This window comes from Actinoplanes sp. NPDC023936 (assembly GCF_040639325.1).
GTDB lineage: Bacteria > Actinomycetota > Actinomycetes > Mycobacteriales > Micromonosporaceae > Actinoplanes.
Window position 1 is genome coordinate 152,803 of sequence record NZ_JBEZZR010000009.1, and the last position, 25,042, is coordinate 177,844.

24 protein-coding genes are annotated in these 25,042 nt (G+C 70.8%); 11 read left to right on the forward strand and 13 right to left on the reverse strand.

What is annotated here, in order from left to right; all coding sequences use genetic code 11:
- Positions 1–33: 33 nt before the first annotated feature.
- On the reverse strand, positions 34–1,059 hold the full coding sequence (locus tag AB0F72_RS15170) for a PDZ domain-containing protein (RefSeq protein WP_360430602.1): 1,026 nt from the start codon (positions 1,057–1,059) through the stop codon (positions 34–36).
- Positions 1,060–1,149: 90 nt separating this feature from the next.
- Here AB0F72_RS15170 and AB0F72_RS15175 point away from each other — a divergent pair, with 90 nt between their 5' ends.
- Complete coding sequence (locus AB0F72_RS15175) at positions 1,150–2,385, forward strand: zinc-dependent metalloprotease (RefSeq protein WP_360430604.1); 1,236 nt, start codon at positions 1,150–1,152, stop codon at positions 2,383–2,385.
- Between the two features lie 5 nt (positions 2,386–2,390).
- Here the strand turns inward: AB0F72_RS15175 and AB0F72_RS15180 are convergent, their stop codons facing one another.
- Together AB0F72_RS15180 and AB0F72_RS15185 are read right to left on the reverse strand one after the other, a co-directional pair.
- Positions 2,391–2,987 (reverse strand): hypothetical protein, encoded by a 597-nt coding sequence (locus AB0F72_RS15180; protein ID WP_360430606.1) that lies wholly within the window; start codon positions 2,985–2,987, stop codon positions 2,391–2,393.
- A gap of 10 nt (positions 2,988–2,997) precedes the next feature.
- Positions 2,998–3,534, reverse strand: a complete 537-nt coding sequence (locus AB0F72_RS15185) for a M48 family metallopeptidase (RefSeq protein WP_014447432.1) — start codon at positions 3,532–3,534, stop codon at positions 2,998–3,000.
- Between the two features lie 468 nt (positions 3,535–4,002).
- Between AB0F72_RS15185 and AB0F72_RS15190 the strand changes: the two genes are divergently transcribed.
- The 3 genes from AB0F72_RS15190 to AB0F72_RS15200 all read left to right on the forward strand — a co-directional run bounded on the left by AB0F72_RS15190 (position 4,003) and on the right by AB0F72_RS15200 (position 6,952).
- Positions 4,003–4,167 carry a DUF5679 domain-containing protein gene (locus AB0F72_RS15190; protein ID WP_014447433.1) on the forward strand — a complete coding sequence of 55 codons (165 nt, stop codon included), beginning with the start codon at positions 4,003–4,005 and terminating at the stop codon, positions 4,165–4,167.
- A gap of 280 nt (positions 4,168–4,447) precedes the next feature.
- A complete protein-coding gene (locus AB0F72_RS15195) occupies positions 4,448–5,584 on the forward strand; it encodes a hypothetical protein (protein WP_360430769.1) in 1,137 nt (378 codons plus the stop codon).
- 27 nt (positions 5,585–5,611) lie between these two features.
- Complete coding sequence (locus tag AB0F72_RS15200) at positions 5,612–6,952, forward strand: AarF/ABC1/UbiB kinase family protein (RefSeq protein WP_360430608.1); 1,341 nt, start codon at positions 5,612–5,614, stop codon at positions 6,950–6,952.
- A gap of 295 nt (positions 6,953–7,247) precedes the next feature.
- Here AB0F72_RS15200 and AB0F72_RS15205 read toward each other — a convergent pair whose 3' ends face one another.
- From AB0F72_RS15205 to AB0F72_RS15215, 3 genes are all read right to left on the reverse strand, one after another.
- Positions 7,248–7,610, reverse strand: coding sequence for a WhiB family transcriptional regulator (locus tag AB0F72_RS15205; protein WP_360430610.1), 363 nt, complete (start codon positions 7,608–7,610; stop codon positions 7,248–7,250).
- Positions 7,611–7,748: 138 nt separating this feature from the next.
- Positions 7,749–8,027, reverse strand: a complete 279-nt coding sequence (locus tag AB0F72_RS15210) for a hypothetical protein (protein ID WP_360430612.1) — start codon at positions 8,025–8,027, stop codon at positions 7,749–7,751.
- A 120-nt stretch (positions 8,028–8,147) separates the two neighbouring features.
- Positions 8,148–10,295, reverse strand: coding sequence for an ATP-dependent DNA helicase UvrD2 (locus tag AB0F72_RS15215; RefSeq protein ID WP_360430614.1), 2,148 nt, complete (start codon positions 10,293–10,295; stop codon positions 8,148–8,150).
- Positions 10,296–10,377: 82 nt separating this feature from the next.
- Here AB0F72_RS15215 and AB0F72_RS15220 point away from each other — a divergent pair, with 82 nt between their 5' ends.
- Complete coding sequence (locus AB0F72_RS15220) at positions 10,378–10,620, forward strand: mycoredoxin (RefSeq protein ID WP_014447439.1); 243 nt, start codon at positions 10,378–10,380, stop codon at positions 10,618–10,620.
- 50 nt (positions 10,621–10,670) lie between these two features.
- Here AB0F72_RS15220 and AB0F72_RS15225 read toward each other — a convergent pair whose 3' ends face one another.
- From AB0F72_RS15225 to AB0F72_RS15240, 4 genes are all read right to left on the reverse strand, one after another.
- Positions 10,671–11,537 (reverse strand): phytanoyl-CoA dioxygenase family protein, encoded by an 867-nt coding sequence (locus AB0F72_RS15225; RefSeq protein ID WP_360430617.1) that lies wholly within the window; start codon positions 11,535–11,537, stop codon positions 10,671–10,673.
- 77 nt (positions 11,538–11,614) lie between these two features.
- Entirely contained in the window at positions 11,615–12,580 is a 966-nt protein-coding gene (gene nudC, locus AB0F72_RS15230; protein ID WP_360430619.1) for an NAD(+) diphosphatase, read from the reverse strand.
- Complete coding sequence (locus AB0F72_RS15235; RefSeq protein ID WP_360430621.1) at positions 12,577–13,896, reverse strand: pitrilysin family protein; 1,320 nt, start codon at positions 13,894–13,896, stop codon at positions 12,577–12,579. The genes nudC and AB0F72_RS15235 overlap by 4 nt, the downstream gene beginning before the upstream one ends.
- Entirely contained in the window at positions 13,893–15,200 is a 1,308-nt protein-coding gene (locus AB0F72_RS15240) for a pitrilysin family protein (RefSeq protein WP_360430623.1), read from the reverse strand. Before AB0F72_RS15240 ends, AB0F72_RS15235 begins: the two co-directional genes overlap by 4 nt.
- Before the next feature lie 222 nt (positions 15,201–15,422).
- Here AB0F72_RS15240 and AB0F72_RS15245 point away from each other — a divergent pair, with 222 nt between their 5' ends.
- Genes AB0F72_RS15245 through AB0F72_RS15260 form a run of 4 tightly spaced genes read left to right on the forward strand, consistent with a single transcriptional unit; the run spans position 15,423 to position 18,625 of the window.
- On the forward strand, positions 15,423–15,836 hold the full coding sequence (locus tag AB0F72_RS15245) for an Rrf2 family transcriptional regulator (RefSeq protein ID WP_360430625.1): 414 nt from the start codon (positions 15,423–15,425) through the stop codon (positions 15,834–15,836).
- A gap of 8 nt (positions 15,837–15,844) precedes the next feature.
- On the forward strand, positions 15,845–16,924 hold the full coding sequence (locus AB0F72_RS15250) for an ABC transporter substrate-binding protein (protein WP_360430627.1): 1,080 nt from the start codon (positions 15,845–15,847) through the stop codon (positions 16,922–16,924).
- Positions 16,925–16,950: 26 nt separating this feature from the next.
- Positions 16,951–17,697: an ABC transporter ATP-binding protein gene (locus tag AB0F72_RS15255; protein ID WP_360430629.1), complete on the forward strand. Its 747-nt coding sequence runs from the start codon at positions 16,951–16,953 to the stop codon at positions 17,695–17,697.
- Positions 17,687–18,625 (forward strand): ABC transporter permease, encoded by a 939-nt coding sequence (locus AB0F72_RS15260; RefSeq protein ID WP_360430631.1) that lies wholly within the window; start codon positions 17,687–17,689, stop codon positions 18,623–18,625. The genes AB0F72_RS15255 and AB0F72_RS15260 overlap by 11 nt, the downstream gene beginning before the upstream one ends.
- 190 nt (positions 18,626–18,815) lie before the next feature.
- Here the strand turns inward: AB0F72_RS15260 and AB0F72_RS15265 are convergent, their stop codons facing one another.
- Positions 18,816–19,694, reverse strand: a complete 879-nt coding sequence (locus tag AB0F72_RS15265) for a hypothetical protein (RefSeq protein WP_360430633.1) — start codon at positions 19,692–19,694, stop codon at positions 18,816–18,818.
- A 102-nt stretch (positions 19,695–19,796) separates the two neighbouring features.
- Between AB0F72_RS15265 and AB0F72_RS15270 the strand changes: the two genes are divergently transcribed.
- Positions 19,797–20,543, forward strand: a complete 747-nt coding sequence (locus tag AB0F72_RS15270; protein ID WP_360430635.1) for a lysophospholipid acyltransferase family protein — start codon at positions 19,797–19,799, stop codon at positions 20,541–20,543.
- Positions 20,544–20,753: 210 nt separating this feature from the next.
- Here the strand turns inward: AB0F72_RS15270 and AB0F72_RS15275 are convergent, their stop codons facing one another.
- Entirely contained in the window at positions 20,754–20,957 is a 204-nt protein-coding gene (locus AB0F72_RS15275; RefSeq protein WP_014447450.1) for a cold-shock protein, read from the reverse strand.
- A 233-nt stretch (positions 20,958–21,190) separates the two neighbouring features.
- Here AB0F72_RS15275 and AB0F72_RS15280 point away from each other — a divergent pair, with 233 nt between their 5' ends.
- Positions 21,191–21,601, forward strand: a complete 411-nt coding sequence (locus AB0F72_RS15280) for a pilus assembly protein CpaE (protein ID WP_360430771.1) — start codon at positions 21,191–21,193, stop codon at positions 21,599–21,601.
- On the opposite strand, the gene AB0F72_RS15285 is transcribed toward AB0F72_RS15280, so the two are convergent.
- Positions 21,593–24,967: a UvrD-helicase domain-containing protein gene (locus AB0F72_RS15285; protein ID WP_360430773.1), complete on the reverse strand. Its 3,375-nt coding sequence runs from the start codon at positions 24,965–24,967 to the stop codon at positions 21,593–21,595. The two genes, AB0F72_RS15280 and AB0F72_RS15285, sit on opposite strands and share 9 nt — an antisense overlap.
- Between the last annotated feature and the right edge of the window lie 75 nt (positions 24,968–25,042).

The window sequence follows — 25,042 nt, forward strand, 5'->3', positions numbered from 1 at the left end:
CGGCGAAACTCGTCCGTCACCACCGGTGCGGGATCACGATGCCGAACAGGGCTTCGGGGTCCCACCGGTGGAGAATGTCGCGAGAGCGGCGAGGGCGTCGTCCACCGTGGCGACCTCGGCCATGGGCAGGCCGGGCACCGCGTTGCGAAGCGCCTCGGCGCAGTTGTCCTTGGGCACCAGGAAGAGCTCGGCGCCGGCTTTCTCGGCTCCCACCAGTTTCTGCGGGATGCCGCCGATCGGTCCAACGTTACCGTTGTCATCGATGGTTCCGGTGCCCGCGATGATCTTGCCGCCGGTCAGGTCCTCGGGCTTGAGCTTGTCGATGATGCCGAGACTGAACATCAGACCGGCGCTCGGCCCGCCGATCTTCTCGAGGTCGATCTCGATGTCGAACGGGTTCGGCTGCTTGGTGTCGATCTCGATGCCCAGCCGGGGGGTGTCGTCGGCCGTGGCCTTCGTGGTGATCTGCGCGGTTCCGGCCTTGCCGTCCCGGTCGTAGCCCACGGTCAGCGTGGTCCCGGCCGGCTTGGCCCGGACCAGCTCGGTGATCTGCTCCGGACGCTCGATCCTCGTGCCGTCGATCGCGGTGATCACATCCCCGGCGACCAGCTTGCCCTCGGCTGCCCCACCGGCCGTGATCTTCTCCACGAACGTCAGCACGGGGTAGCCCAGCTCACGCAGGGCCACCGTCTCGGCGCTGGTCTGCGACTCTTTCCACTCCTGCGCGTTCTGCTCCTGGACCTGCTTCACCGTCTGGTTCGGCGGGTAGATCAGCTCTTTCGGGACGACCGCGTCCTCGCCGCTCAGCCAGCCCTCGATGGCCCAGACCAGCTCCACCTTCGACTGCACGTTGACGGTGGTGAGCCGCAGCTGGCCTTTCGAGGTCGAGGTCTCGCCCTTTTTGACCTGGATGACCTCGCTGCCGTTGTCCGAACCGAGGGTATTGACCGTGGGCCCGGGCTTGAGGACCACGTAGGGCAGGGGTGCGACCATGACACCGGCTGCCAGCAGAGCGGTGATCAGGGCGCCGAGGATGACCGTGACACCGCGACGTCTCATGCGCGTGAGCGTACCTACTCACCCTGAGTTCTCTCTGAGCTGATACCTCCCTCAGTCCGCTACGAGCATTTCGCGCGTACCGTTGGGGTCGTGCCTGATATCCCGTTCGGCTTCTCCCTGCCGGGCGCTCAGCCGCCCGACCCCTCCGACCCGCAGCAGATGCAGCAGTTCATGGCGCAGCTGCAGCAGATGTTCGCCGCGCCCGGCAGTGGCCCGGTCAACTGGGACCTGGCCCGGCAGGTCGCCGCCAGCCAGCTCTCCGCGACCGGCGACCCAGCGGTGAACATGCTGGAACGACACCAGGTCGAGGAGGCTCTGCGGCTCGCTGACCTCTGGCTCGACCCGATCACCGCCCTTCCGAGCGGCATCCACAAGGCCGTCGCGTGGAACCGCAACGAGTGGATCTACAACACCCTCGAGGTCTGGAAGAAGCTGTGCGAGCCGATCGCCGGCCGCATGGTGGGCGCCATGGGCGACCTCGTGCCCGAGGAGGCCCGCGCTCAGCTCGGCCCGATGCAGTCGATGGTGGCCACCCTCGGCGGCGCGCTCTTCGGCGGCCAGCTCGGCCAGGCCTTCGGCCAGCTCGCCGCGGAGGTGCTCTCCGCCGGCGACATCGGGCTTCCGCTCGGACCGGCGGGCACGGCCGCGCTGGTGCCGGCCAACATCAAGGCGTACGGTTCCGGCCTCGAGCTCCCCGAGGACCAGGTCCGCCTCTACGTGGCCCTGCGCGAGGCGGCCCACCAGCGGCTCTTCGGGCACGTCCCGTGGCTGCGGGCGCACGTGCTGAGCGCCGTCGAGACCTATGCCAACGGCATCACCGTGAACCGCGAGGCGATCGAGGACGCGATGAGCCGGGTCGACCCGAGCGACCCGGAGTCGATGCAGCAGATGGCTCTCGAGGGCATCTTCACGCCCGAGGACACCCCGCAGCAGAAAGCCAGCCTGGCTCGCCTGGAGACCGCGCTCGCGCTGGTCGAGGGCTGGGTCGGTCACGTGGTGGACGCCGCCGCGGCGGACCGGCTGCCGTCGGTGGCCGCACTCGGCGAGGCGTTCCGGCGCCGCCGGGCCGCGGGCGGTCCCGCGGAGCAGACCTTCGCCGCCCTGGTCGGCCTGGAGCTGCGGCCGCGACGGCTGCGCGAGGCCGGAGCGCTCTGGGCGTCGGTGGCCGAGCATCGAGGCACCGCCGGGCGGGACGCGCTCTGGGACCACCCCGACCTGCTCCCCACCGACGAGGACTTCTCCAACCCGGAGACCTTCGCGCAGAGCCGTTCCGACTGGGACATCAGCGAGCTCGACAACCTGGGCGACGGGCCCACCGAGGACTGAGTCCCTCAGCCGCCGAGGAGGGCCCGGGTGTTCTCCCAGCCCTCCAAGGCGGGGTCGAGAGTCGCGAGCTCGGCGGGGCCGCGCAGGCGGCGCCACTGCGCGGTCGAGGTGACCTCGCCGGGCGCCGGCGCGGTCCGGCGCAGCCGCTGCGGCGTGGCGGTGTCCAGGTCGTGGTCGAGGAGCCACTCCGGCGCGGGCAGGTTGGCGGCGACGCCGAGCAGCCCGCCGGCCGGCCCGCCGGGCGCCACCGCCACCGCCCTGGTGTCCAGCGGCTGCAGGAGCTTCCCGAGGGTCATGCCGGGCACATCCGGCGCGTCGGCGGCGATCACCGCGGCCTGGTCGTAACCGTCCGCCGCGGCGGACGCCAGCACCGGCAGGACGGTCGGCGACGGCACGTCGTAGATCTTCATCCCGGGCCAGGCGATCTCGTCGGCCAGCTCCCGGTCGCCCGGTCCGGCCGCGATCGCGGCGTCGGCCGCGGCGAGCCGGGCGAGCAGGTCGACCACGTCCTCGGCCAGGGCCGCACGCCAGGCCCGCAGGTCCACACCCGGCGGGCTCCACGGGACCGGGACCAGCAACGTCACCACCACGCGCCGCACCACGGACGCCAGCTTAGTGCTCGGCCATCTCCAGGTTGCCGGCAGCGGAGACGCCCTCGAGGTAACCGCGGGCGCGCTCGGCCTTCCCGAACCGGTTGACCAGCTCCCAGAAGCGGGCGTTGTGGCTCGGCACGACCAGGTGCGCCAGTTCGTGCAGGACCACGTAGTCGATCACCCACTCGGGCATCTCCTGGATGCGGTGGGAGATCCGGATGGTCGCGTCGTCCGGGGTGCAGGAACCCCAGCGGCCGTTCTGGTTGGTGACCCACCGGACGCTGGCCGGGACCACGACGTCCGCGTGGTCGGCGAGGTAGCGCGCGGTCAGCCGCCGGGCCCGGGCCAGCAACTCGGCGTCGGTGCACCTCAGGCGCTCCTCGCGGGCGGCCAGCCGGGCGAGCATCCGCTCCACCCACTCGGTCTCCTCGGCGCGCGAGAACCGATCGGGGATGAGCACGACGACGCGCTCACCGTCGCGATACGCGGACACCGTCCGGCGCCGGCGCTGACTACGCCGCACCTCAACGACAGGCTTGCGCGTGCGGGCGGTCATTACCGGCTCGCGCAGCCCAGATTCGGGTTCACGTTGAGACGCTAATCCGCCAGCCCCTGGTCACCGCAAGAGTACGGGCAATGACCGTCTCCGAAAATGTGCACTTCGGCCGCATATACCCGAAAAAATTTTCCTCAGCGGCAACATCGAAGACATCCGTCAAACTAGACCATCGTCGACTCAGGCTTCCGGCGGACCACAGGCCCGCTTTACGCCTTTCTGATGGGGGTCGTCGGCGTGTCCCGGCAAATCTGGCGGAAAAGGACACTTCGCACCGGCACACTCACGTCGTCGGTGACACCGCCGACGCTGCGTTGACATGGAACCGGCCTGACCTGGGTAAGTGACCGCCCCGGACGGGTGGCCACATCCGTGTGGCCGCGCGGTCCAGCGCCGCAGACAGGTTCGCACCCGTAGCCGCGAACAAGGCACCGGGCTGAGCGGCCGACGACACGACGAGGAGGAACCGTGGCCGACACCACATACAACGGCTACTGCGTGAAGTGCAAGGAAAAGCGCGACTTCCAGGGCAACGTGGAAGTCTCCAAGACCGGCATGAACATGGCGAAGGGCAAGTGCCCGGTCTGCGGGACCACCATGAACCGGATTCTGGGTAAAGCCAAGGCATCCTGATCACAGCGTCGTGAAAACCGCCCGGTGAACCGGGCGGTTTTCCGGCTCTTTCCGGCAGAGCCGTAACCGTGGTCGCCCGACCACGTTGAGTTAACGGGCGTCCTGTGGATAACTCCGGGCAGGCTGTGGACAACGCTGCCCGCGCCTGTGCGGGCCTGTGGATAACATCAGCGCTCCGCAGTGCCACCATGACAACCTGTCACTCATGTCCCGGACGTCTCTCCCCCGGCCGGCCCCATCCCGAGCGGCCCCATCCCGAGCGGCCCCATCCCGACCGGCCCTGTCGCGGCCGACCCTGATCCCCGGGCTGCCCCGCATCTGGCGTGGCCCCGGCGAGTTGCAGCTCGGGCTGGACGCGGCGCACGCCGTGGTTCTGAAGCTGCCGGATCCCCGGGCCGCCCGGGTTCTCGATCTTCTCGACGGCGTCCGCTCCGAGCGTGCCGTTCTGGTCCGGGCCGCGGAGTTCGGCGTGCCGCCGGACGAGGTGCGCGTGCTGCTCGACCTGCTGCACCGGGCCGGCCTCGTGCTGCCCGGCGCGGCGTTGCTGCCTCCGGCCCTGTCGCCCGAGGTTCGGGCCCGGCTCACCGGTGAGGCCGCCGCGCTGGCCCTGAGCGCCGCCACCCGGCGAGACGATCAGCCGTCCCCGGCCCTGAGCGCCGCCACCCGGCCGGACGATCAGCCGTCCCCGGCCCGGGTGCTGCGCCGCCGGCAGGCGGCCCGCGTGGTGCTCAGCGGGCGGGGCCGGCTCGGCGCCCCGATCGCGGTGGCGCTCGCCGAGGCCGGCGTGGGGCACGTCCACCCGGACCTCTCCGGCGTGGTCGGAGCCGCGGAGATAACCGGTGGCCCGCTCGGCTCCGCCGACACCGGGAGCCCGCGCCGGTCCGCTGTCGCCGCCGCCGTCCTGCGCGCCGTTCCCGGGACGGACGTGCACGGCTCCCGCCGGATGCCCGCCGGCCTGGTCGTCCAGCTGGCACACGACGAGCCGGCCGCGCTGATCGCCGCCGGGCACGCCGCACGCCGTCAGCCGCACCTCGCGGTGGCCATCCGGGACGGCGCCGCGGTGATCGGCCCGCTCGTCCCGGCCGGCGGGTCGCCCTGCCTGCGCTGCGTCGACCTGCACCGGCAGGATCGGGACGCCGGCTGGCCGGGCACGCTCGCGACGACCGGCCCGGACACCGAACCGTGCACGGTCGCCACCCTCCTCGCCGCCACCGCGTACGCGACCGCCGAGGTTCTCGCCCACCTCGACGGCCGGGCGCCGGAGACCCTCGGCGCCTCCGTCGAGATCACCACGCCGGGCCGGTTCCGCCGCCGCACCTGGCCCCCGCATCCGGGCTGCGACTGTCAGCCGCGGGCACGATCCTTTACCGGACCTTCACCACATAAGCCCAAAACCACCAGACGACAGGCAGAGTAGCCGCCGGAAGTCGGTCACAATGATCTGGTGACGGACATACCCCGCCGCGCGGCGTCCCGGACCGCCAAGCTGGCCTCGCTGCCGCTCGGCTTCGCCGGGCGGACCGCGCTGGGCCTGGGCAAGCGTGCCGTCGGGATCGCCTCCGACGTCATTTCCGCGGACATCCAGCAGCGCACCGCCGAGCAACTGTTCAGCGTCCTCGGCCAGCTCAAGGGCGGCGCCATGAAATTCGGGCAGGCGCTGTCGGTCTTCGAGGCCGCCCTGCCCGACGAGATGGCCGGGCCCTACCGGCAGGCCCTGACCAAACTGCAGGAGGCAGCGCCGCCGATGCCGGTGGCGAGCGTGCACAAGGCGCTCGCCGAGCAACTCGGGCCGGACTGGCGGGACAACTTCGCCGAGTTCGACGACAGCCCGGCCGCCGCGGCCAGCATCGGCCAGGTGCACCGGGCGGTCTGGAAACTGCCGCCGGCCCGCCGCAACGCGAAACCCAAGCTGCTGCCGGTCGCCGTGAAGGTGCAGTACCCGGGCGCCGGCGACGCGCTCGTCGCTGATCTGAAACAGCTGTCCCGGCTGGCCGGCATGTTCAAAATCATCCAGCCGGGCATCGACGTGAAACCGCTCATCGCCGAGCTGCGCGAGCGGGTCATCGAGGAACTCGACTACGAGATGGAGGCGGAGGCCCAGCGGGCCTTCGCCGCGGCGTTCCAGGACGACCCGGAGATCTTCGTGCCCCGAGTGGTGGCGTCGGCTCCTCGTGTCCTGGTCACCGAGTGGGTCGACGGGACTCCCCTGGCCGCGGTGATCGCCGGGGGCAGCACCGAGGAACGCGACGCGGCCGGCCGGCTGATGGCGACCCTGCACTTCTCCGCACCCGCCCGGGCCGGGCTGCTGCACGCCGACCCCCACCCCGGCAACTTCCGGATGCTCGCCGACGGCCGGCTCGGAGTGATCGATTTCGGCGCCGTCGCCCGTCTGCCGGAGGGCATGCCGGAACCGGTGGGCCGGTTGGTCCGGCTCGCCCTCGAGGGCCGGGCCGAGGCGGTGGTCGACGGCCTGCGGGACGAGGGCTTCATCAAGCCCGACGACGAGATCGACGCCGAGGCGGTGCTGGAGTTCCTGCTCCCGATGATCGAGCCGATCGCGGTGGATCGATTCCGGTTCAGCCGGACCTGGCTGCGTGGTGAGGCGACCCGGCTCGCCAGTCCCCGGTCACCGGCGTACCAGCTCAGCCGCAAGCTCAACCTGCCGCCGTCCTACCTGCTGATCCACCGGGTCACGCTCGGCTCGATCGGCGTCCTGTGCCAGCTGGAGGCGGAGGCGGCGTACCGGGAGATCCTCCTGGAGTGGCTGCCGGGCTTCGCCGAGTAAAGCAGCGAAATGCCGGAAGGCCCGTCCGCATCAGCGGACGGGCCTTCAATCATCTGTGGAGGAGAACGACGTTACGGGTCAGAGTCCGCCTAGTTCGCGAGCGGCCCGGTGACGGGCCTCCATGGCGATACGGCGAGCGGCGCGGTAAGCCTCAGGTGCACGGTCACTCTGAGGCCTCGGCATTCGGGCCCTCGATAACGCTTCGTGGATGAGTCTCATCTTGTTTCCTACGCTCGGGTTCATCTCGTTACTCGGCTTTCGGATATCGATCACGGTCATGGGGAGGGAGTGCATCTCAAGCAGCCAGGCGAACCGAGCTGCGGGTGTCGAGACCGTTCGCGGCGAGCCGCTCCTCGACCTCGACGGCAAGCTCGGCGTCGCGCGCGACGTCGACCTTGCGGGGACGGCCACGGGGCCGCTTGCGCGGAACCACTGCTCCACGCTCGAAGATCTCTCCACCCCAGACACCCCAGGGCTCGCTGCGCTCCACGGCGCCGGCGAGGCACTCGACGCGCAGCGGGCAGTCCCCGCAGAGCGACTTGGCCAGCTCCAGCTGGCCCGGAGTGTCAGAGAACCAGAGGTCAGGGTCGAACTTCCGACAGGGCAGGTTTGCCTCGAGCTCGACGGTCACGTCGAGTGGGGCCAGCGCCAGACTCATAAAGCCCGGTCACCTCTCTCTTCTTCTCGATCTTGAATGATCGCGATACATCTACGCACCGGCCGGTGAGCCGGCAAAAAATTAGGCCGCGGATCCCGGTTACGGGTTCCGCGGCCTCGAGGTGAGCCGGAGGTCTGTTTAGACCGGCCTTCCTCGAGGCGGGACACCGCTGCCACCATCCGTGTAGCGCTTACGGGAGATGGAGGCGTTGCTGCCAGTGAACCCAGTGGTCCCCTTGTTTCCGTCGACGAGCACCAGAACGGCTTTGCCCAGCTCGGACTGGACGAGAGCCTGGTGCGCCAACGGAGCCACGAACCGCTCAGCGGCCGGGACGGCCAGCGGGGCGGGCATGACGGGGCACAGAATGCGGGCAGCGGTCGGCAGCATCGACGGAACTGTCATCGTGTTGAGCTTCATCGTTGCCACCTCCTCCATTACCTGCACTCGTGTCCTTGACTTGGCGGGCAGAACCCCGCTCGCCAAGGTGTGATCTGAGGCTATGCCTGCCCTACAGCAGAGGGCAAACGAATTAACGGACTAACTTTCGAAGTTTTTCTGGGCAAGATCATCTGGACTCGCCCCGGCCACCAGAGCGAAGACCGCCTCGCCGTACTGACCCAGTTTCCGGGGCCCGATACCGGCGATCGCCAGCAGTTGCGCCGGATCGGCCGGGCGACGCTCCGCCATGGCCACCAGCGTGGCGTCGGTGAATACCACGTAAGCAGGAACTTTGAGTTCCGCGGCGGTGGTCGCCCGCCACACCTGCAAGCGCTGGTACAGGTCCTCGTCGAGGTCCGACGGGCAGGTCGGGCAGCGGCCCAGTTTCCGGTCCGCGCCGGCCAGCAACGTGGCCCCGCAGATCCGGCACGAGGAGACCTGCGGGCGGCGGCGGTCGGGTTTCCGACTTCCGATCCCGCGCTCACCCCGGTCCGCGGACGGCCCGCCGGACCGGCTCAGCTGCGGGAGGAAGCGGCACGGGCGGCGCGGACGGCCACCGGGGGCGCGGGACTGCCCGTACGACAGCCAGAGCCACTGGCGGGCCCGGGTGACACCCACGTAGAGCAGCCGGCGCTCCTCCTCGAGCTGGTCGGGCGTCTTGGCGTACGTCGTCGGCAGTGTCCCGTCGGCGAGGCCGACCAGGAAGACCGCGTCCCATTCCAGGCCCTTCGCCGAGTGCAGCGAGGCGAGCGTCACACCCGCCACCGTCGGCGCGTGCTGCTGCTCGGCGCGGCGGGCCAGCTCGTCGTTGAACGCCGAGAGTGAGACCTCCCGCTGCACCCGCCCGGCCTCGCCGATCGGCAGGATCTCCGGCGTCGCGGCGTACTCCTCGGCGAGCGTGACGAGCGCCGCCAGCGCCTCCCACTGCTCACGGGCCGCGCCGCCGGGCGGAGGCTGGTGACGGCTCCACCCGGTCGCCGCGAGCGCCTCCACGACCGCCTGGACCAGCGGCGTCTCGCCCGGGATCGAGCGCACGGCGGCGCGCAGCGCGACCATCGCTCCCCGTACCTCGGCCCGCTCGAAGAAGCGTTCCCCGCCCCGGACCAGGTACGGCACCTCGGCCTCGGCCAGAGCCTCCTCGTACGCCTCGGACTGCGCGTTGGTCCGGAAGAGCACCGCGATCTCACTGGCCGGCGTGCCGGACGCGATGAGCTCACGGCAGCGCCGGGCCACCGCGGCCGCCTCCCCCGGCTCGTCCGGGAAGATCTTGAGCTCCGGCTCCGGGCCGGCCGGCCGCTGCCCGACCAGCTCCAGGCGCAGTTTCGCCTCGGTCCCCCGGGCCTGCCGGATCACCGCGTTGGCGAGACCCACCACCTGCGGCGTCGAGCGGTAGTCGCGGACCAGCCGGACCACCACGGCGTCCCGGCGCTTGCGCGGGAAGTCGATCAGATAGCCGGAGGTCGCCCCGGTGAACGAGTAGATGGTCTGGCTGGCGTCGCCGACCACGGTGAGGTCGTCACGCCCGCCCAGCCAGGCCTCCAGCAGGCGCTGCTGGAGCGGGTTGACGTCCTGGTACTCGTCGACCACGAAGTGCCGGTACTGGGCGCGGATCTGCTCGGCCACGTCCGGGTGCTCCTCGATCCCCCAGACCGCGGCGCGCAGCAGGTCCTCGAAGTCGATCACGCCCTGACGGCGCTTGAGCGATTCGTAGGCGGCGAAGACCTCGGCCACCCGGGCCGGCTCGAACGGCGGCTCCCGCAGCGCCTTGGCGGCTGCCACGGCGTACTCACCGGGCTCGACGAGCGACGACTTGGCCCACTCGATCTCACTCGCCAGGTCGCGGGCGGCGGCGCGGTCCGCCCGTACCCCGGCGCGGGCCGCCGCCAGACCGACCACCCTGACCTTGCTCTCCATCAGCTCGGGCATGCCCCGGCCCTCGAGCAGCCGGGGGGCGAAGTAGCGGACCTGCCGCAGGGCGGCGGCGTGGAACGTGCGGGCCTGCACCCCTGCGGTGCCCAGCGCGGTGAGCCGGGCGCGCATCTCGGCGGCCGCGCGGGCGGTGAAGGTGACCGCGAGCACGTGCCGCGGGCTGATCTCCCCGGACGACGTCCGGTAGGCGATCCGATGGGTGATCGCCCGGGTCTTGCCGGTGCCGGCGCCGGCCAGGATGCAGACCGGGCCGGCGGGGGCGGTCACCGCCGTCCGCTGCTCCGGATCCAGCCCGGCCAGCACCGCTTCACTCCGCACGGTAGGGAATCATGACACCCCTCGGATGCGTTGTGCTTCTCAGCCGCACCGCCGTGTGACCTGGATCGAAGGAGCCTGACCGATGCTGACCATGTACTCGACGTCCTGGTGTGGGTACTGCCACCGCCTGAAGAGCCAGCTCGATCGGGAGGGCATCGCCTACGACGTCGTGGACATCGAGCAGGACGAGGCCTCGGCCGCGTTCGTGCGCAGCGTGAACGGTGGCAACCAGACCGTGCCCACGCTGAAGTTCGACGACGGGTCGGCGCTGACCAACCCGTCGATCGTGCAGGTGAAGCAGCACTTGGCGACGATCTCCGCCTGAGACGCCGAAAAGGGGGCCTTTGTCACAAGGCCCCCTTTTTCGTGTGCGGATCAGGGAATCAGCGCAGGGATGCTCGAGTCGAGCAGGCCCCGCTCCTTGAGCGCGCCGTAGAGCGGCGTGGTCTCCGGGTAGTGACCCCACTGGTGGTCACCGTCACCGTTGCCGAAGCCGCCGAGCAGCTGCTTCTGCACCTCGGTGAAGCCGTTCCACTCCGGCCGGGTCGGCAGGTCCGCGACCTCGTCGCGGATCGCGATCCAGCGCGGGGTGTAGCCGAAGAACGCGCCGACACGGGTGATGTCGGAGTAGTTGTCCGACCGGGCGTGCCAGATGCGCCGGTCGAAGACGACCAGGTCACCCGGGTTCGCCGTGATCTGGACGGCACCCTCGGGCTGCGGCCACGGAACGCCACGGCTCGGCGGGCCGGGCAGCCAGTTGGTCTTGTGGCTGCCCGGCAGGACGGTGAAGTTGCCCCGGCCGGTCTCGCTCACGTCGGAGAACCAGTACGCCAGCTTCACCGACATCATCGGGCGCGGGTCGGTCTCGATCTCCCGGTTCTGGCGGCCACCGTCCTGGTGCCAGTGCCACCAGTCCTTCTGCTTCTCGTGGATCTGCGGGTGCACGTCGATGTGCGAGTGGTACACATGCACGTTCCAGCCCAGCAGCGACCAGATGTACTTGAAAGCTCGGGGGTGGTCGAGCAGGAAGGCCAGCTCCGGCACGTGGGCGACCGGGGAGAGCTGGTGCAGGGCACCACCCTCCGGCTTCATCTTCTCGTAGTACCCCAGGATCGCGGCCCGACCGGCCTCGATCTCACTCTCGCTGAGCACCGACGGCACGATGATGTAGCCATCGCGCTCGAACGCCTCCCGCTCCTCCGCGGACATCGGCGTCCACGCCGGGGCTTCCACCTGGGTCATCGGTTCCCCTCTCGTCTTTGTATCCAAGACGCCGCGAGGCACCGAGTTGGTTGCCACCCAATCAGAAAAACTTTCTGTTAACCGTGCAGCCACTTCTCGACTAGATAGAAGGCAATCGATGAGCGCATCGGCAGGCTCATCGGCACGCCGCTCTCCGGATCGACGTAACCACCGGCGATCATCTTGGCGATCGCGTCCCGGGAGAACCAGTGCGCCTCGTCGATCTCCTCCGGGTCGAGGCGCAACGCCTGGGCGGGATCGGCGACGGCGTGGAAGCCGAGCATCAGCGAACCCGGGTACGGCCAGGACTGGCTGCCCGCGTAGCGCAGTGAGCTCAGCCGGATGCCGACCTCCTCCTGCACCTCGCGGACCACCGCCGCCTCGGCCGACTCGCCCGGCTCCACGTAACCGGCGAGGCAGGAGAACCGCCGCACGCCGTCCGCCCCGGTGGGCCAGGCCGCGTTGTGCCCGAGCAGGCAGCGGCCGGACGGCCCGGCGGCGCCGTCGTGCACCAGCACGATCATCGCCGGGTCGGTCCGCGGCCACATCAGCTGGCCGTCGGCGTCGGCGCGGGCCCAGCCGGCCTCCACCGTGGTGGTGGGCTTGCCGGTCCGCGGCGAGAAGGCGTGGCTGCGGTGCCAGTTGCCGAGCGCCGCCGCCGCGGTGAACAGGCCGGCGTCCCGGTCGTCGAGCAAGTGGCCGATCTCCCGCAGGGTCGACGCGCGCCGGCCCCCGGAGGCCGTGACGGGGGCGTCAACGGTCCAGATCGGGGTGCCGTCGAGATCCTCGCCGAGGAACCAGCGCTCGGCCTCCGGCGCCTCGGACGACGGCACCAGGACCAGTGCGACGCCGCCGTCCGGACGGTCGGAGACCAGGGCGCGGCCGCCCTTGTCGAGGTCGACCACGAGGACCTGACCGCGCGTCCACGCCTCGGCGAGCCAGGCGTCGTCCTTACGCCGGTGCGCGGCGCGGTCCAGGGTGGTACGGGCCAGCGGCGGGGTACCGGGTTGCTCCCCCAGGTCTGGCTGTTCAGGTTCGGTCACTCTGTGCTGCGCTCCACGGCCGTCAGTACGGACAGTTGCGACTCGATCTTGTCGGCGTCGCCGAGCACCACGGTAACCGCACGGGAGGGCGCCAGGTACCGCGCTCCGGCCGCGAACACCTCCTCACGAGTGACAGCGGCGATCGCTTCCGAGTGCTCGCGCAGGTGCTCCAGGCGCAGCCCGAAGCCCGCATAGACACTGGCCAGGCCGGCCAGCCCGGACTGGGTGGACATGCCGAGGCGCAGGGTGCCGAGCGCGTACCGGCGGGCCTGTTCCAGCTCCTCCTCGCCGGGCGGGAGGCTGGCGATGCGGCCCAGCTCGTAGAGCGTCTCCAGCAGCGACGGCCCGGTCACCTCGGTGGCCACCTCGGCCGCGCCCTGCCAGGTGGACCCGGCCACGTAGTGCTCGACCACGGAGTGCGAACCGTACGTGTAGCCCTTGTCCTCGCGGATGTTCTCCACCCACCGGGACGAGAAGTACCCACCGAAGATCAGGTTGGCCACCGTGAAGGCGGCGTAGTCCGGATCGGTCCGGGTGATGCCGGGCAGCGCCAGCCGCAGCGACGACTGCACCGAGCCCGGCCGGTCGACCAGCAGCAGCGGGCCGGTCCGGATCTCCGGGGTGGGCGGGATGACGCCGTCCGGCGCCGATCCGGTCCAGCCGCCGAGCACCTTCTCCGCGACGTCGATCGCCCGGTCCGGGTCGATGTCGCCGACCAGCACGAGGGTGGCGCCGGCCGGGCGGACCCGCTCGGCGTGCAGCTCGCGCAGGCCGGCCGGGTCGACCGCGCGGATCTCGTCGGGAGTGGGGGTCTGCACCGCGTACGGATGGGTGTCGTAGATCCGTTTGAGAAGGGCGACCCGGACCAGGTGCGCGGGCTGGCTCAGGGCGACCTGGATGCCGTCGACCAGGCGCTCCCGCTCGGTCGCCACCTCCTCCGCCGGGTACGTGGCGTCGGTCAGCACCCCGGCCAGCAGCTCCAGCGTCCGATCCAGACCGGCGGCCAGCGCGTTTCCGCTGATCAGCAGCCGGTCCGGGTCCAGGCCGGCGGCCAGGCTGCCGCCGACCGCCTGCAACTCGGCGGCGATGTCGATGCTGGACAGCGCGCTGGTGCCGGTGAAGAGCGCCTGGGAGAGCAGCGTGGCCGGGGCCAGCGGCGCGCGCCCGAACGGGATGCGCAGCCGCAGCTCGACCAGCGGCACCGCCGAGCGGCGGATCGCGATCACGGTCAGCCCGTTGGACAACCGGCGCTCCGCCTCGCGCGGCAGGTGCAGTTCGGCGTCCGGAACCAGGTCCGGCAGGGTCTTGATGCTCACTGGCCCGCTCCCGGGATGACTTCGATGCTGGCGCGGCACTCCGGGCGCAGCGTGGACGCGGCGGCGACGATCTTCTCGGCGGTGACCTCGCTGACCAGCTTGGGCAGCTCGTTGAGGAGCCCCGGCCGGCCGCGCTGCAACTCCAGGACGGCCATCGGCTGGGCCCGGCCGAGCACGTCGTCGGTGCCCTGCAGCAGCCGGGTCGCCATCCGGGCCTGGGTGCGGTCCAGCTCGCCGGCCTTGAGGCCGTCGGTGACCAGCCGGTCGAGCTCCTCGTCGATGGTCTGCAGCACCTTGCCGGCGTCGCCGCCGGGCGGGAGGTGGGCCTGCAGCAGCAGGGCGGTGGGGTTGCGCACCTGGTACTCGTCGCCCATGAAGCCGAGGTAGCCGCCGAGGTTGGTGGCCGTCCGGTCGCGCTGGACCAGCCGCTCCACCAGCCGGGAGGCGTCGCCGTCGGTGAGCACCTCGGCGAGCACCGCGTACGGCAGGTAGGCGTCGAAGTCGCTGATCGGGTCCGGCACGCCCCAGCCGGCCGCCACGGCGGGCAGCGGCGCGATCCGGTCGATGTAGGTCTCGCGTTTCTCCTCGGTGAGCCCGGGCTCGGCGAAGTCGGGCAGCTCCGGCGCCGGCCGGGCCGGCACGTCGCCGAAGTGCCGCTCGATCATCGCGGTCGCCTCGGCGACGTCGAAGTCACCGGCGACCGAGAGCACCGCGTTGCCGCAGGCGTAATAGCGGTCGAAGAAGCCCTGCGCGTCCTCGACGGTGGCGCTCTCCAGGTCCTCGAACGAGCCGTAACCGTCGTGCGCGTTGGCGAACGTATCGAACATCACCGGTGGCAGCTTGAGCCACGGGAACCCGCCGTACGGCCGGTTCAGCACGTTGACCCGGATCTCCTCCTTGACCACGTCGACCTGGTTGCGCAGGTTCTCCTCGGTGAGCCGGGGGCCGCGCATCCGGTCCGCTTCGAGGAAGAGCGCGCGCTCCAGGCCGCCCGACGGCAGCTCCTCGTAGTAGTCCGTGTAGTCCAGGTGGGTGGAGCCGTTGAAGGTGCCGCCGGCACCCTGCACGTGCCGGAAGTGGGCCAGCTTCTCCAGGTTCGCCGAGCCCTGGAACATCAGGTGCTCGAAGAGGTGGGCGAAGCCCGTGCGGCCTTCCGGTTCGCTGCGGATGCCGACGTCGTAGACGACGGCCACGCCGACCACCGGAGCACTGCGATCCGGTGACAGGACCACGCGGAGGCCATTGCCGAGGGTGAATCGCTCGACCGGATATTTCGTCGCGGGGATCTTGATTCTGGGCGCCACGGTACGAATCTAGCGTGTCGGCACGGATCCGCGCGGTAGTCGAGCCGCCCGCGCGGGGGTAGCGGTCCGATGACGCGGAGTAAATGCACCGATATCCGCATCCGCCGATCTTTTCGCGTCGCGCGCTGTTACCCCGATCACCTTGACGCACTAAACCTATCTAGTCCAGTATTCCCATCCAGCAGATAGGTAATACAAAGAATCGGGAGGGGGCGGCCGGTCGTGTACGTCTCGGCACGCACGGACTACGCCGTACGCGCGATGCTCGCGGTCACCTCCGAGCACCCTCACCTGGTCAAAGCCGCCAGCCTGGCGGCCGTCCAGGACATCCCGCTCAGCTTTTTGCAAGGAATCCTGCTCGACCTGCGCCGCGCCGGGCTGCTGCACAGCCATCGCGGAGTGGACGGCGGGTACGCCTTGGCCCGCCCGGCCGAGGAGATCACCGTCGGCGACGTGGTCCGCGCCGTCGGGGGTGCCCTCACCACCGTCCGGGGGTTACCCACATCAACGGCGACCTACCACGGTGCGGCGACCGCGCTGCACGACGTGTGGATCGCCGTCGAGGCGGCCATCGAGGGCGTTGTCGACCACAAGACCCTGGCCGAACTCTCCCTGAACTCCGTGAAGAAGAACTAGGAGTGAGCATGAGCTCCCGCACCATACGTGCGCTCGCCCTTGCCACGGCCGCTGTCGCGGCCTCCACCGCGCTGGCCGCTTGCGGTTCGAACGACGACAACACCGCCGAGGGTACGAGCGGAGCAGCCGCCGAAGCCAAGACGATCAACCTGGGTTACTTCCCGAACATCACCCACGCCCCCGCCCTGGTCGGCGTGAACAAGGGTCTGTTCAAGGAGGCGCTCGGCAGCGCCACCACCCTGGAGACCAAGACCTTCAACGCCGGCCCGGCCGCGATCGAGGCGCTGCTCTCCGGCGCGATCGACGCGACGTACATCGGCCCGAACCCGGCCATCAACGGCTGGTCCACCTCCAAGGGCACCGCCCTGAAGATCATCGCGGGCAGCACCTCCGGCGGCGCCGGCCTGGTGGTCAAGGAGGGCATCAACTCCGCGGCCGACCTCAAGGGCAAGAAGATCGCCACCCCGCAGCTCGGCAACACCCAGGACGTCGCGCTGCGCGCCTGGCTCAAGGAGAACGGGCTGAACGCCGACACCAACGGCGGCGGCGACGTCTCGGTCCTGCCGCAGGACAACGCGACAGCGATCCAGGCCTTCGCGCAGGGCACCATCGACGGCGCCTGGGTGCCCGAGCCGAACTACAGCAAGCTGATCCTGGAGTCCAAGGGCAAGGTCCTGGTCGACGAGAAGACCCTCTGGCCGAACCAGGAGTTCGTGACCACCCACCTGATCGTCAGCCAGAAGTTCCTGAAGGAGTACCCCGGCACGGTCAAGAAGCTGCTCCAGGGCCACATCTCGTCGGTCAAGTACATCAACGACAACAACGCCGACGCGCAGACCGCCGCGAACGCCCAGATCGAGGCGCTCACCGGCAAGCCGCTGAAGCCGGAGATCCTGGCCGCCGCGTTCAAGAACCTGAAGTTCACCCACGACCCGATCGCGTCCTCGCTCTACACCAGCGCGAAGCACGCGGAGGACGTCGGACTGCTCAAGCCGGTCGACCTGAACGGCATCTACGACCTCGGCCCGCTGAACGAGCTGCTCAAGGCGGACGGTCAGCCCGAGGTCAGCGACGCCGCGGCGTCCTGACGGATCGCATCGATGGGAGGGCGAGTATGAGCACGGTTGTCCGTATCGACGACGTCACCAAGGTGTACGGCTCGGGGGGCAATGCTCTGCTCGCCCTCGACCACATCTCACTCGACGTCCAGCAGGGAGAGTTCGTCTGCCTGCTCGGCGCCTCCGGCTGCGGCAAGAGCACGCTGCTCTCGCTGGTGGCCGGCCTCGACAAGATCACCACCGGCAGCCTGGACATCGGCGGCCGCCACGTCGCGCTGATGTTCCAGGAGGCCGCGCTCTTCCCCTGGCTCTCGGTGGCCGGCAACATCGAGCTGCCGCTGCGCCTCCAGGGCATCGGCAAGGCCGAACGCAGGAAGCGCGCCGAGGAGCTGCTGGAGATCGTCCGGCTCGGCGGCTTGGGCGGCAAGCGGCCGCACGAGCTCTCCGGCGGCATGCGGCAGCGCGTCGCCCTGGCCCGGGCTCTCGCCCAGAACGCCGACGTCCTGCTGATGGACGAGCCGTTCGGCGCGCTCGACGCGATGACCCGGGACATCCTGCACGACGAGCTGGAGCGGATCTGGCGCGAGCAGGAGCTCACGGTCCTCTTCGTCACCCACAACGTGCGCGAGGCGGTCCGCCTCGGCGACCGGGTGGTCCTGCTCAGCAGCCGCCCCGGCCGGGTCATCGAGGACTTCAAGATCGACCACCCGCGCCCCCGGCGCATCGATTCCACCGAGGTCTCGAGCCAGGCCGCTGAGATCACCGACCGGCTCCGCGCGGAGGTCGCCCGCCATGCCAACTGAGCACTCCGCCACCAAGGCCGCGGTCCAGGGCCTCGCCCCGGACGCGTTCCCGCCGCCCCGGGAGCCCGAGGCCGCCGACCTGGCCGCCGCCGACCGCGTCAGCGGCCTGGACGCGCTGGAGCTCGGCCCGAAGAAGGAGAAGGGCAAGCTCGGCAAGCGGATCTGGAACAGCACCTGGCCGAAGCTGCTCGCTATCGCGATCGTCGTCGGGATCTGGCAGGCGGCCGTACTCGCCGAGTGGAAGCCGATCTACGTGCTGCCCGCTCCGCTCGACGTCTTCGCGGTGCTCAAGGACCTGGTCACCACGGCCGACTTCTGGGACGGCGTACGCCTCACGATGACCCGGGCGATCACCGGCTTCTTCCTGGCCGTGGTGATCGGCACGGTGATCGGCGCCGCGGTCTCCCGGTTCGCCCCGCTGCGAGCCGCGATCGGCTCGCTGATCACCGGTTTGCAGACCATGCCGTCGATCATGTGGTTCCCGCTCGCCATCCTGCTCTTCCAGCTCGGCGAGAGCGCGATCATGTTCGTGGTCGTCCTCGGCGCCACGCCCTCGGTGGCGAACGGCCTGATCAGCGGCATCGACTACGTGCCGCGAACCTGGCTGCGGGTCGGCAAGGTGATGGGCATGAAGGGCCTGGCCCAGTACCGGCACCTGATCCTGCCGGCGTCACTGCCGTCCTTCGTCTCCGGCCTCAAGCAGGGCTGGGCGTTCTCCTGGCGCAGCCTGATGGCCGGTGAGCTGCTGGTCATCGTGCCGGGCACGGTCTCGATCGGTGTGCGGATGCAGAACGCCCGCGATCTGTCGGACAGCGCCCTGGTGATCAGCTACATCATCGTGGTCCTGGTGATCGGCATCCTGATCGACCAGCTCTTCAACTTCGCCGACAACAGCCTGCGCCAGCGCTGGGGACTCAAGGAGAGCTGAGCTGAGCTTGCTGGCTTCGCTTCGCTCCGCGGCAAAACGCTGTGCTTGCTGGCTTCGCTTCGCTCCGCGGCAAAACGCCTTAGACCCGGTGAGTTGGCCGCTGGTTTCCCGCCGCCCGCACACCCCGCGGGCGTCGGGAAACCAGGGGCCAACTCACCGGCGGCGTTTTGCGGGTTCGCGGGTTTGTGGGTTACAGGGGTCTGACGGAGTTGAGGACATCCTCTACTACGTAGTCGAACTGCTTGTGGGTGCCGGGTATCGACACGTACAGGATGGCGGCGGTGGGTTTCCCGACGTCGATGACCGCCACCGCGGAGAGCTCCTCAGTGGCGGTCAGCCCGTTCGCCTCGAACCGCAGGCGGAACTCGCTCACCCAGGCCGGCAGCCCGCCCAGCGTGGTGACCTCGTCGCGGAGCGGCTCCATGGTGTTCGGCTGCGGGTAGTACTCGGCCCGCACGTCCGCCGCCACCTGCCGCCCGACGCACTCCAGGTCGAGGGAGACCGCGTCGTTGTCCGCCGCCGGCACCGCGCCGGACAGGATCGACGCGTGGTACTCCCCGCCGCTGTACACCTCGGTGACGAAGTGCTGGCCCACCCGGTACGGCACCTCCAGCGTGCCCGCCTTCCACACCGTGTCCCAGACCTGCCAGGGCGCGCCGTACCTGCGGTAGGAGATGCCGGCCTCGGAGTCGGTGGTCCGCTCCCCGGTGGCCGGCGGCGCCGCGCTCGGCCGCTGGGTGGGCGCGCCCCCGGGCGACTCGGCCGGCGCGGGACACGCCTGTGCCAGCGGCGGCCGCAGATCGGCCGGGCCGGCCGCCTTGTCGCCGCCGAACGGGTTGCTCTCCGCACCGAGGATCACGATCAGCAGCACGGCCAGACCGGCGGCCAGGATGCCCGCGGCGATCCCACCGAAGATCCGCAACTGCCGCCGGCGCCGTTCCGGTCCACCCGGGCGCGGCGCCTCCGGCGGCGTGGGCGGATCAGGGGCCAGCGGGGGTACGCCGGAAGCGGTGACCATGCCCGACGACCATGCCCCGCCGGACCGGCTCCACGCGTTCCGTTCCGACATGCTCTTCAGTGAACACCACGAGAGGTAACCGGGCTCGGCACGGCCGCCGGCATTGTCCACCCGTACCACGCCTTTCCCAGAAATCTCAGCTACCGTGCTGCCATGGAACTGGTGTATCCCCCTGTTGTCGGTCTGGCGAAGACTCTGTTTCGCGTGCTCGACCTGAAAATCGAGGTCGAGGGCGGCGAGCACATCCCGTCGAGCGGCGGGGCGGTGCTGGCCAGCAACCACTCGAGCTACCTGGACTTCATCTTCTGCGGCCTGGGCGCACAGCCGTCCAAGCGGCTGGTCCGCTTCATGGCGAAGAAATCGGTCTTCGACCACACGGTGAGCGGTCCGCTGATGCGCGGCATGAAGCACATCCCGGTCGACCGCAAGGCCGGCACGGCGGCGTTCCGCGCGGCCACCGACGCGCTGCGGAACGGTGAGATCGTCGGCGTCTTCCCGGAGGCGACGATCAGCGAGTCGTTCACCATCAAGGGGCTGAAATCGGGCGCCGCGCGGATGGCGCAGGACGCGGGCGTCCCGCTGATCCCGATGGCGGTCTGGGGCCCGCACCGGCTCTGGACGAAAGGCCGCAAGAAGGAGCTGACCAAGCGTCACGTGCCGGTGCTCATCAAGATCGGTGAGGCGCTGCACGTGCCGGAGGGCGCCACGCCCGAGGCGGCGACGGCCCTGCTGAAGGAGCGGCTGAGCGGACTCCTCGACGCTGTCCAGAGGGCGTACCCGGAGAAGCCCGCCGGTGACGACGATCGCTGGTGGCTTCCCGCCCACCTCGGCGGAACCGCCCCGCTGCCGCCCGCGGCGGCACCGTCCGCGGCGGCGCCGTCCGACGTTCCCACCGTGTGACGCTCCCCGGCGTCTGACCGAAAAAGATCAGTGAAGCCCTCGGCGTGCCGAGGGCTTCACCGATGCCAGCGCCTCACTCGTTCCAGGGCTTCGCTCCTGCCCGGGCTTCGCTCTGCCGCTGAAACGGCATCGGCGCCGCACCCGGGCTGGGCACGACGCCGATTTCAGTTGAGACCTACGGCTGCTGGCGACAGCCGATCAGGCTCGGAATCAGACGGAGCGGATGTTCGCGGCCTGCGGGCCCTTCTGGCCCTGGGTGACCTCGAACTCAACCCGCTGGTTCTCCTCCAGGCTGCGGTAGCCCGACATCTGGATCGCGGAGAAGTGGGCGAAGACGTCGGCGCCGCCGTCGTCCGGGGTGATGAATCCGAAGCCCTTGTCCGCGTTAAACCACTTCACAACGCCGGTAACCATGATCGTCTCCTCGACGGTCGATCGTTCCTGCCCATTATGGACGGGAACGAGGTAATAAGACCCGCATTCTGCGGGACTCGTGTCGCCGTACTGATCGCCCGTACCGGAGAAACCCGGGTTACGACAAAGAGCGCCTGGGGCAGACTTCCCCACAGGCGCTCCTGAGTACTTGGGAACCAAACTGACAACGCTCGCGAGCGTATCACGACAAAGGAGGCCGGGACGTGCTCGGTATGGAAACGGCGCGGCAACTGAAGACCGCGGGGCTGATCTGGAAGCCCCGTCCGGGTGATCGGTTCGCGGTGCCGGACCGGGATCTCGACGACGAGTTGTTCGTGCTCAGCAACATGACGATCCAGGTGCACGACCGGCCGGACGGGCGGATCATCGGCTTCAACGGCACCACCGAGTGGGCTCTCGACGACGTCGAACTCGACGAGGCGATCTGGCTGCCCCGCGAAGATCAGCTGCGGGAACTGCTCGGCGGCACGTTCCGGGAGCTGCGTCGCGAGGGAGGCGATTATTCGGTACGCGTTCAGCTGCTCGACACCGAGCGGGTGTTCGTGGCGTCCAGCGCCGAGAAGGCGTACGCGGATGCCCTGATCCACCTGCTGGCCGCCGCCGGTGTTCACTCGTCAGAGTGACTCCTCCGGCACCTCCTCGATCAGCGCGGCCAGCCCGGCGGCGTCCATCAGATCGGCCGGACGCACCGTGACCTGCTCCCGGACGTAGTGGAAGCCGGCCCGGACCCGGTTCACCGGAACGCCCGCGAGGGTCGCCCAGGCCAGCCGGTACGCGGACAGCTGCACCGCCGCGGCCTCCGCCTCCGCGCCCGACGGCCGCCGCCCGGTCTTCCAGTCGATCACGTCGAAACGGCCGTCCCCCTCGGCGAAGACCGCGTCCATCCGCCCGCGCACCACCACCCCGGCCACGGTCGTGGCGAACGGCACCTCCACCTCCACCGGGGTCCGGTCGGCCCACTCCCCGGTCAGGAACGCCTCCTGCAGCGCGGCGAGCTCCTCGTCACCTGCCGCGCCCTCGTCGGCCGCGCCCGGCAGCTCGTCGATGTCGATCAGCCGACTCGCTCCGAACCGCTGCTCCAGCCAGGCGTGAAACGCGGTGCCCCGCCGTGCCTGGGGCGCCGGGCGGCGTGGCAGCGGACGCCGCAGCGATCGGGCGAGCGCCTGCGGGTCCCGCCGGAGCACGACGAGCTGCGAGACCGACAGGTGCGGCGGGAGCGCCACCTCGGCCGGGCCGTCCTGCCGGGTCCGCTCGGACCGCTCGGCGAGCAGCAGCCTCGCCTCCCGCCGCCAGCGAGCGATGTCCGGGTCCGCGCTCTCCCCCGCCTCGTCACCGGCGTCATCGGCCCGGCCCGTGCGCACCGGGTCACCGGCCTCGGGCCGGACCGGGCGCACCGGGTCACCGGCCTCGGGCAGTCCCGCCGCGTCGGCGGCATCCGCGGCCCGCGCCGCCACCTCCGGCTCACTCGCCGCCAGCTCGACGAACGCCTCCGCCACCGACGCGTCCGGATCCGTGATCATCCGGCGGATCAGGTCGGCGGCCGCCGCCATCGCCGGCCGGCGCGTGCCCAGCGGGTCGGACGGCCACTCCGCGCTCGCCACCGCCTGATCACCGGGGTTCGACTCCCCCGGCGCGGGCTCCGGCGTCCACCTGTCCACCACACCCGCCCCGGCGGCGCAGGCCTCCCGGATCTCGTCGAGGAAGACCGACGGTCCGCGTGGCCGCTTCACGCCCTGGCCCCACCAGTACCCCGAGCAGAGCAGCAGGCGGCGGGGACGGGTCACCGCCACGTACGTGAGCCGCCGTTCCTCCCGTTCGTCGTGCTCGCGCCAGGCTCGGCCGAACGCCGTCAGCGCGCCCGCCACGTCCTTCTGGTCGGCCGCTCCGGACAGGTCCAGGTCCGGCAGCCCGTCGGCGTCGCCACGCAACGGGAACGGGAGCACCCCGATCCCGCCCAGATAGTGGTCGGAGGCCCGGGTCTGGCCCGGCCAGACACCCCGGCACAGGCCGGCCACCGCGACCACGTCCCACTCCAGGCCCTTCGCGGCGTGCGCGGTCAGGATCTGCACCGCGCCCTCGACCACGTCGACCTGGCCCGGCTCCAGGCCGCGCTCCTCCTCCTCGGCGGCGGCCAGGAACGCGAGGAACCCGGCGAGCGTGCCGCTCTCGTTCTCGCTGCTGTAGCGGGTCGCCGCCTCGCCGAGCGCGTCCAGGTGGGCCCGGGCCAGTCCGGCGTCGCCGGCCGCCCAGCCCCGGACCGCCACCTCGACGTCCAGGCCGATGGTCCGCTCGATGTCCGCGAGCAGGTCGGGCAGCGGCTGGTCGAGACGCTGCCGCAGCGCGCCCAGCTCCAGCCCGTACGCCCGGAGCCGCGCGTACCCCTCCGCCGAGTACTGCGCCGCGATCCCCAGGTCGGCCATCGCCTCGACGAGTGTCGCGTCGTCCAGCCGGTCGGCTGTCGCGTCCGCCTCCTCGGCGTCGGTCGGCGACGGGGTGCGGGCCGCCGCGATCGCCCGGGACCGGCGGTGCAGCGCCACCAGGTCACGCGGGCCGATCCGCCAGCGGGCGCCGGTCAGCAGCCGCAACAGCGAGGCCCCGTCGGTCGGGTCGGCCAGCACGCGCAGGGTGCAGACGATGTCCCGTACCTCCGGGGTGTCCAGCAGGCCGCCCAGGCCGACCACCTCGACCGGAAGGCCACGGGACCGCAGCGCCTCCTCGATCACCGGAATCTGGCTGCGGACCCGGACCAGGACCGCGCTGGTGGGCCGGCGTTCCAGCGGGATCTCGGCGGCCGGGGCGCTGGGCAGGCCGGCGGCCAGGCGCCACCCGGTCAGCATCGAGTCGGCGATCCACTCGGCCTCGTCGGCGTACGTCGGCAGCAGCGCGCAGGTGACGGTGCGGCCGCCGACCGCCTCGGCCACCCGCTCGGCCGACGTGAGCTCGGTGACCACCGCCCCGGCCCGCAGCGGCGCCGAGACCCGGTTCGCCACCGCGAGGATCTCCGGGCGGTTGCGCCAGCTCTTGGAGAGCGTCTGAATCCACGCCGGATGTCCCGCCCGGTCGGGGAACTCGGTGGCGAAACGTTCCAGCGTCCCCGCCGAGGCGCCGCGCCAGCCGTAGATCGACTGCGAGGGGTCGCCGACCGCGGTGACCGCGTGGCCGCCGCCGAACAGGTTGTTCAGCATCGTCACCTGGGCGTGGCTGGTGTCCTGGTACTCGTCGAGCAGCACGATCCGGAACCGGCCGCGCTCGATCGCGCCGACCTCCGGATGGTCCCGCGCCACCAGGGCCGCCCGGGCCATCTGGTCGCCGAAGTCCATCGCCTCCAGGTCGAGTTTGCGCTGCTGGTAGAGGCGGACCAGGGGCAGCAGGGTGAGCCGCTGCTGCTGGCGGCGGAGCATGTCGGCGACATCCTTGTAGACCCGGCCCGGGAACTCGGTGACGTCCGCGTAGAAGCCACCGGTCCAGGCGGAGACGTCGTCCGGCGTCCGCAGGTGCTCGGCGATCTCGGCGGAGAGCGCCAGCACGTCGTCGGTCACAGTGCCGGGCGCCCGGTTCAGGCCGGTCATCTCGCCCGTGTACGCCCGCACCAGCGAGTCCACGATCTGCCAGCGGGCGGCCTCGGTGAGCAGCCGGGCGGACGGCTCGTAACCGGCGCGCAGGCCGTGCTCGGTGACGATCCGGGCCGCGTAGGCGTGGTAGGTCGAGATGGTCGCCTCGCCGGCGAACGCGTCGTCCCGGCCGAACCGGCGGATCAACTGCCCGACCCGGGTACGAACCCGGTGCGCCAGCTCCCCGGCCGCCTTGCGGGTGAACGTGAGCCCGAGGATCTCGCCCGGATGCGCGTACCCGTTGGCGACCAGCCAGACCACCCGCGACGCCATCGTCTCGGTCTTGCCGGACCCGGCGCCCGCGACCACCAGCAGCGGGGCCACCGGGGCCGCGATGATCGCCTCCTGCTCGGCGGTCGGCGGCGGCAGGCGCAGCATGCGGGCCAGCTCGCGCGGCGTGTACCGGGGACCGGAGTCGGCGCGCCGGCGTGGCCGGGGTGGTTCGGAACCCTG

What these genes read in the sequence shown, in the direction of transcription:
- AB0F72_RS15270 (WP_360430635.1), top strand. Translation starts at nt 19,797, where the DNA reads ATGGAACTGGTGTATCCCCCTGTTGTCGGTCTGGCGAAGACTCTGTTT.
- AB0F72_RS15170 (WP_360430602.1), bottom strand. Translation starts at nt 1,059, where the DNA reads ATGAGACGTCGCGGTGTCACGGTCATCCTCGGCGCCCTGATCACCGCT.
- AB0F72_RS15210 (WP_360430612.1), bottom strand. Translation starts at nt 8,027, where the DNA reads ATGAAGCTCAACACGATGACAGTTCCGTCGATGCTGCCGACCGCTGCC.
- AB0F72_RS15260 (WP_360430631.1), top strand. Translation starts at nt 17,687, where the DNA reads ATGCCAACTGAGCACTCCGCCACCAAGGCCGCGGTCCAGGGCCTCGCC.
- AB0F72_RS15220 (WP_014447439.1), top strand. Translation starts at nt 10,378, where the DNA reads ATGCTGACCATGTACTCGACGTCCTGGTGTGGGTACTGCCACCGCCTG.
- AB0F72_RS15285 (WP_360430773.1), bottom strand. Translation starts at nt 24,967, where the DNA reads ATGCTGCGCCTGCCGCCGCCGACCGCCGAGCAGGAGGCGATCATCGCG.
- AB0F72_RS15275 (WP_014447450.1), bottom strand. Translation starts at nt 20,957, where the DNA reads ATGGTTACCGGCGTTGTGAAGTGGTTTAACGCGGACAAGGGCTTCGGA.
- AB0F72_RS15225 (WP_360430617.1), bottom strand. Translation starts at nt 11,537, where the DNA reads ATGACCCAGGTGGAAGCCCCGGCGTGGACGCCGATGTCCGCGGAGGAG.
- AB0F72_RS15250 (WP_360430627.1), top strand. Translation starts at nt 15,845, where the DNA reads ATGAGCTCCCGCACCATACGTGCGCTCGCCCTTGCCACGGCCGCTGTC.
- AB0F72_RS15205 (WP_360430610.1), bottom strand. Translation starts at nt 7,610, where the DNA reads ATGAGTCTGGCGCTGGCCCCACTCGACGTGACCGTCGAGCTCGAGGCA.
- AB0F72_RS15280 (WP_360430771.1), top strand. Translation starts at nt 21,191, where the DNA reads ATGGAAACGGCGCGGCAACTGAAGACCGCGGGGCTGATCTGGAAGCCC.
- AB0F72_RS15255 (WP_360430629.1), top strand. Translation starts at nt 16,951, where the DNA reads ATGAGCACGGTTGTCCGTATCGACGACGTCACCAAGGTGTACGGCTCG.
- AB0F72_RS15185 (WP_014447432.1), bottom strand. Translation starts at nt 3,534, where the DNA reads ATGACCGCCCGCACGCGCAAGCCTGTCGTTGAGGTGCGGCGTAGTCAG.
- AB0F72_RS15265 (WP_360430633.1), bottom strand. Translation starts at nt 19,694, where the DNA reads ATGTCGGAACGGAACGCGTGGAGCCGGTCCGGCGGGGCATGGTCGTCG.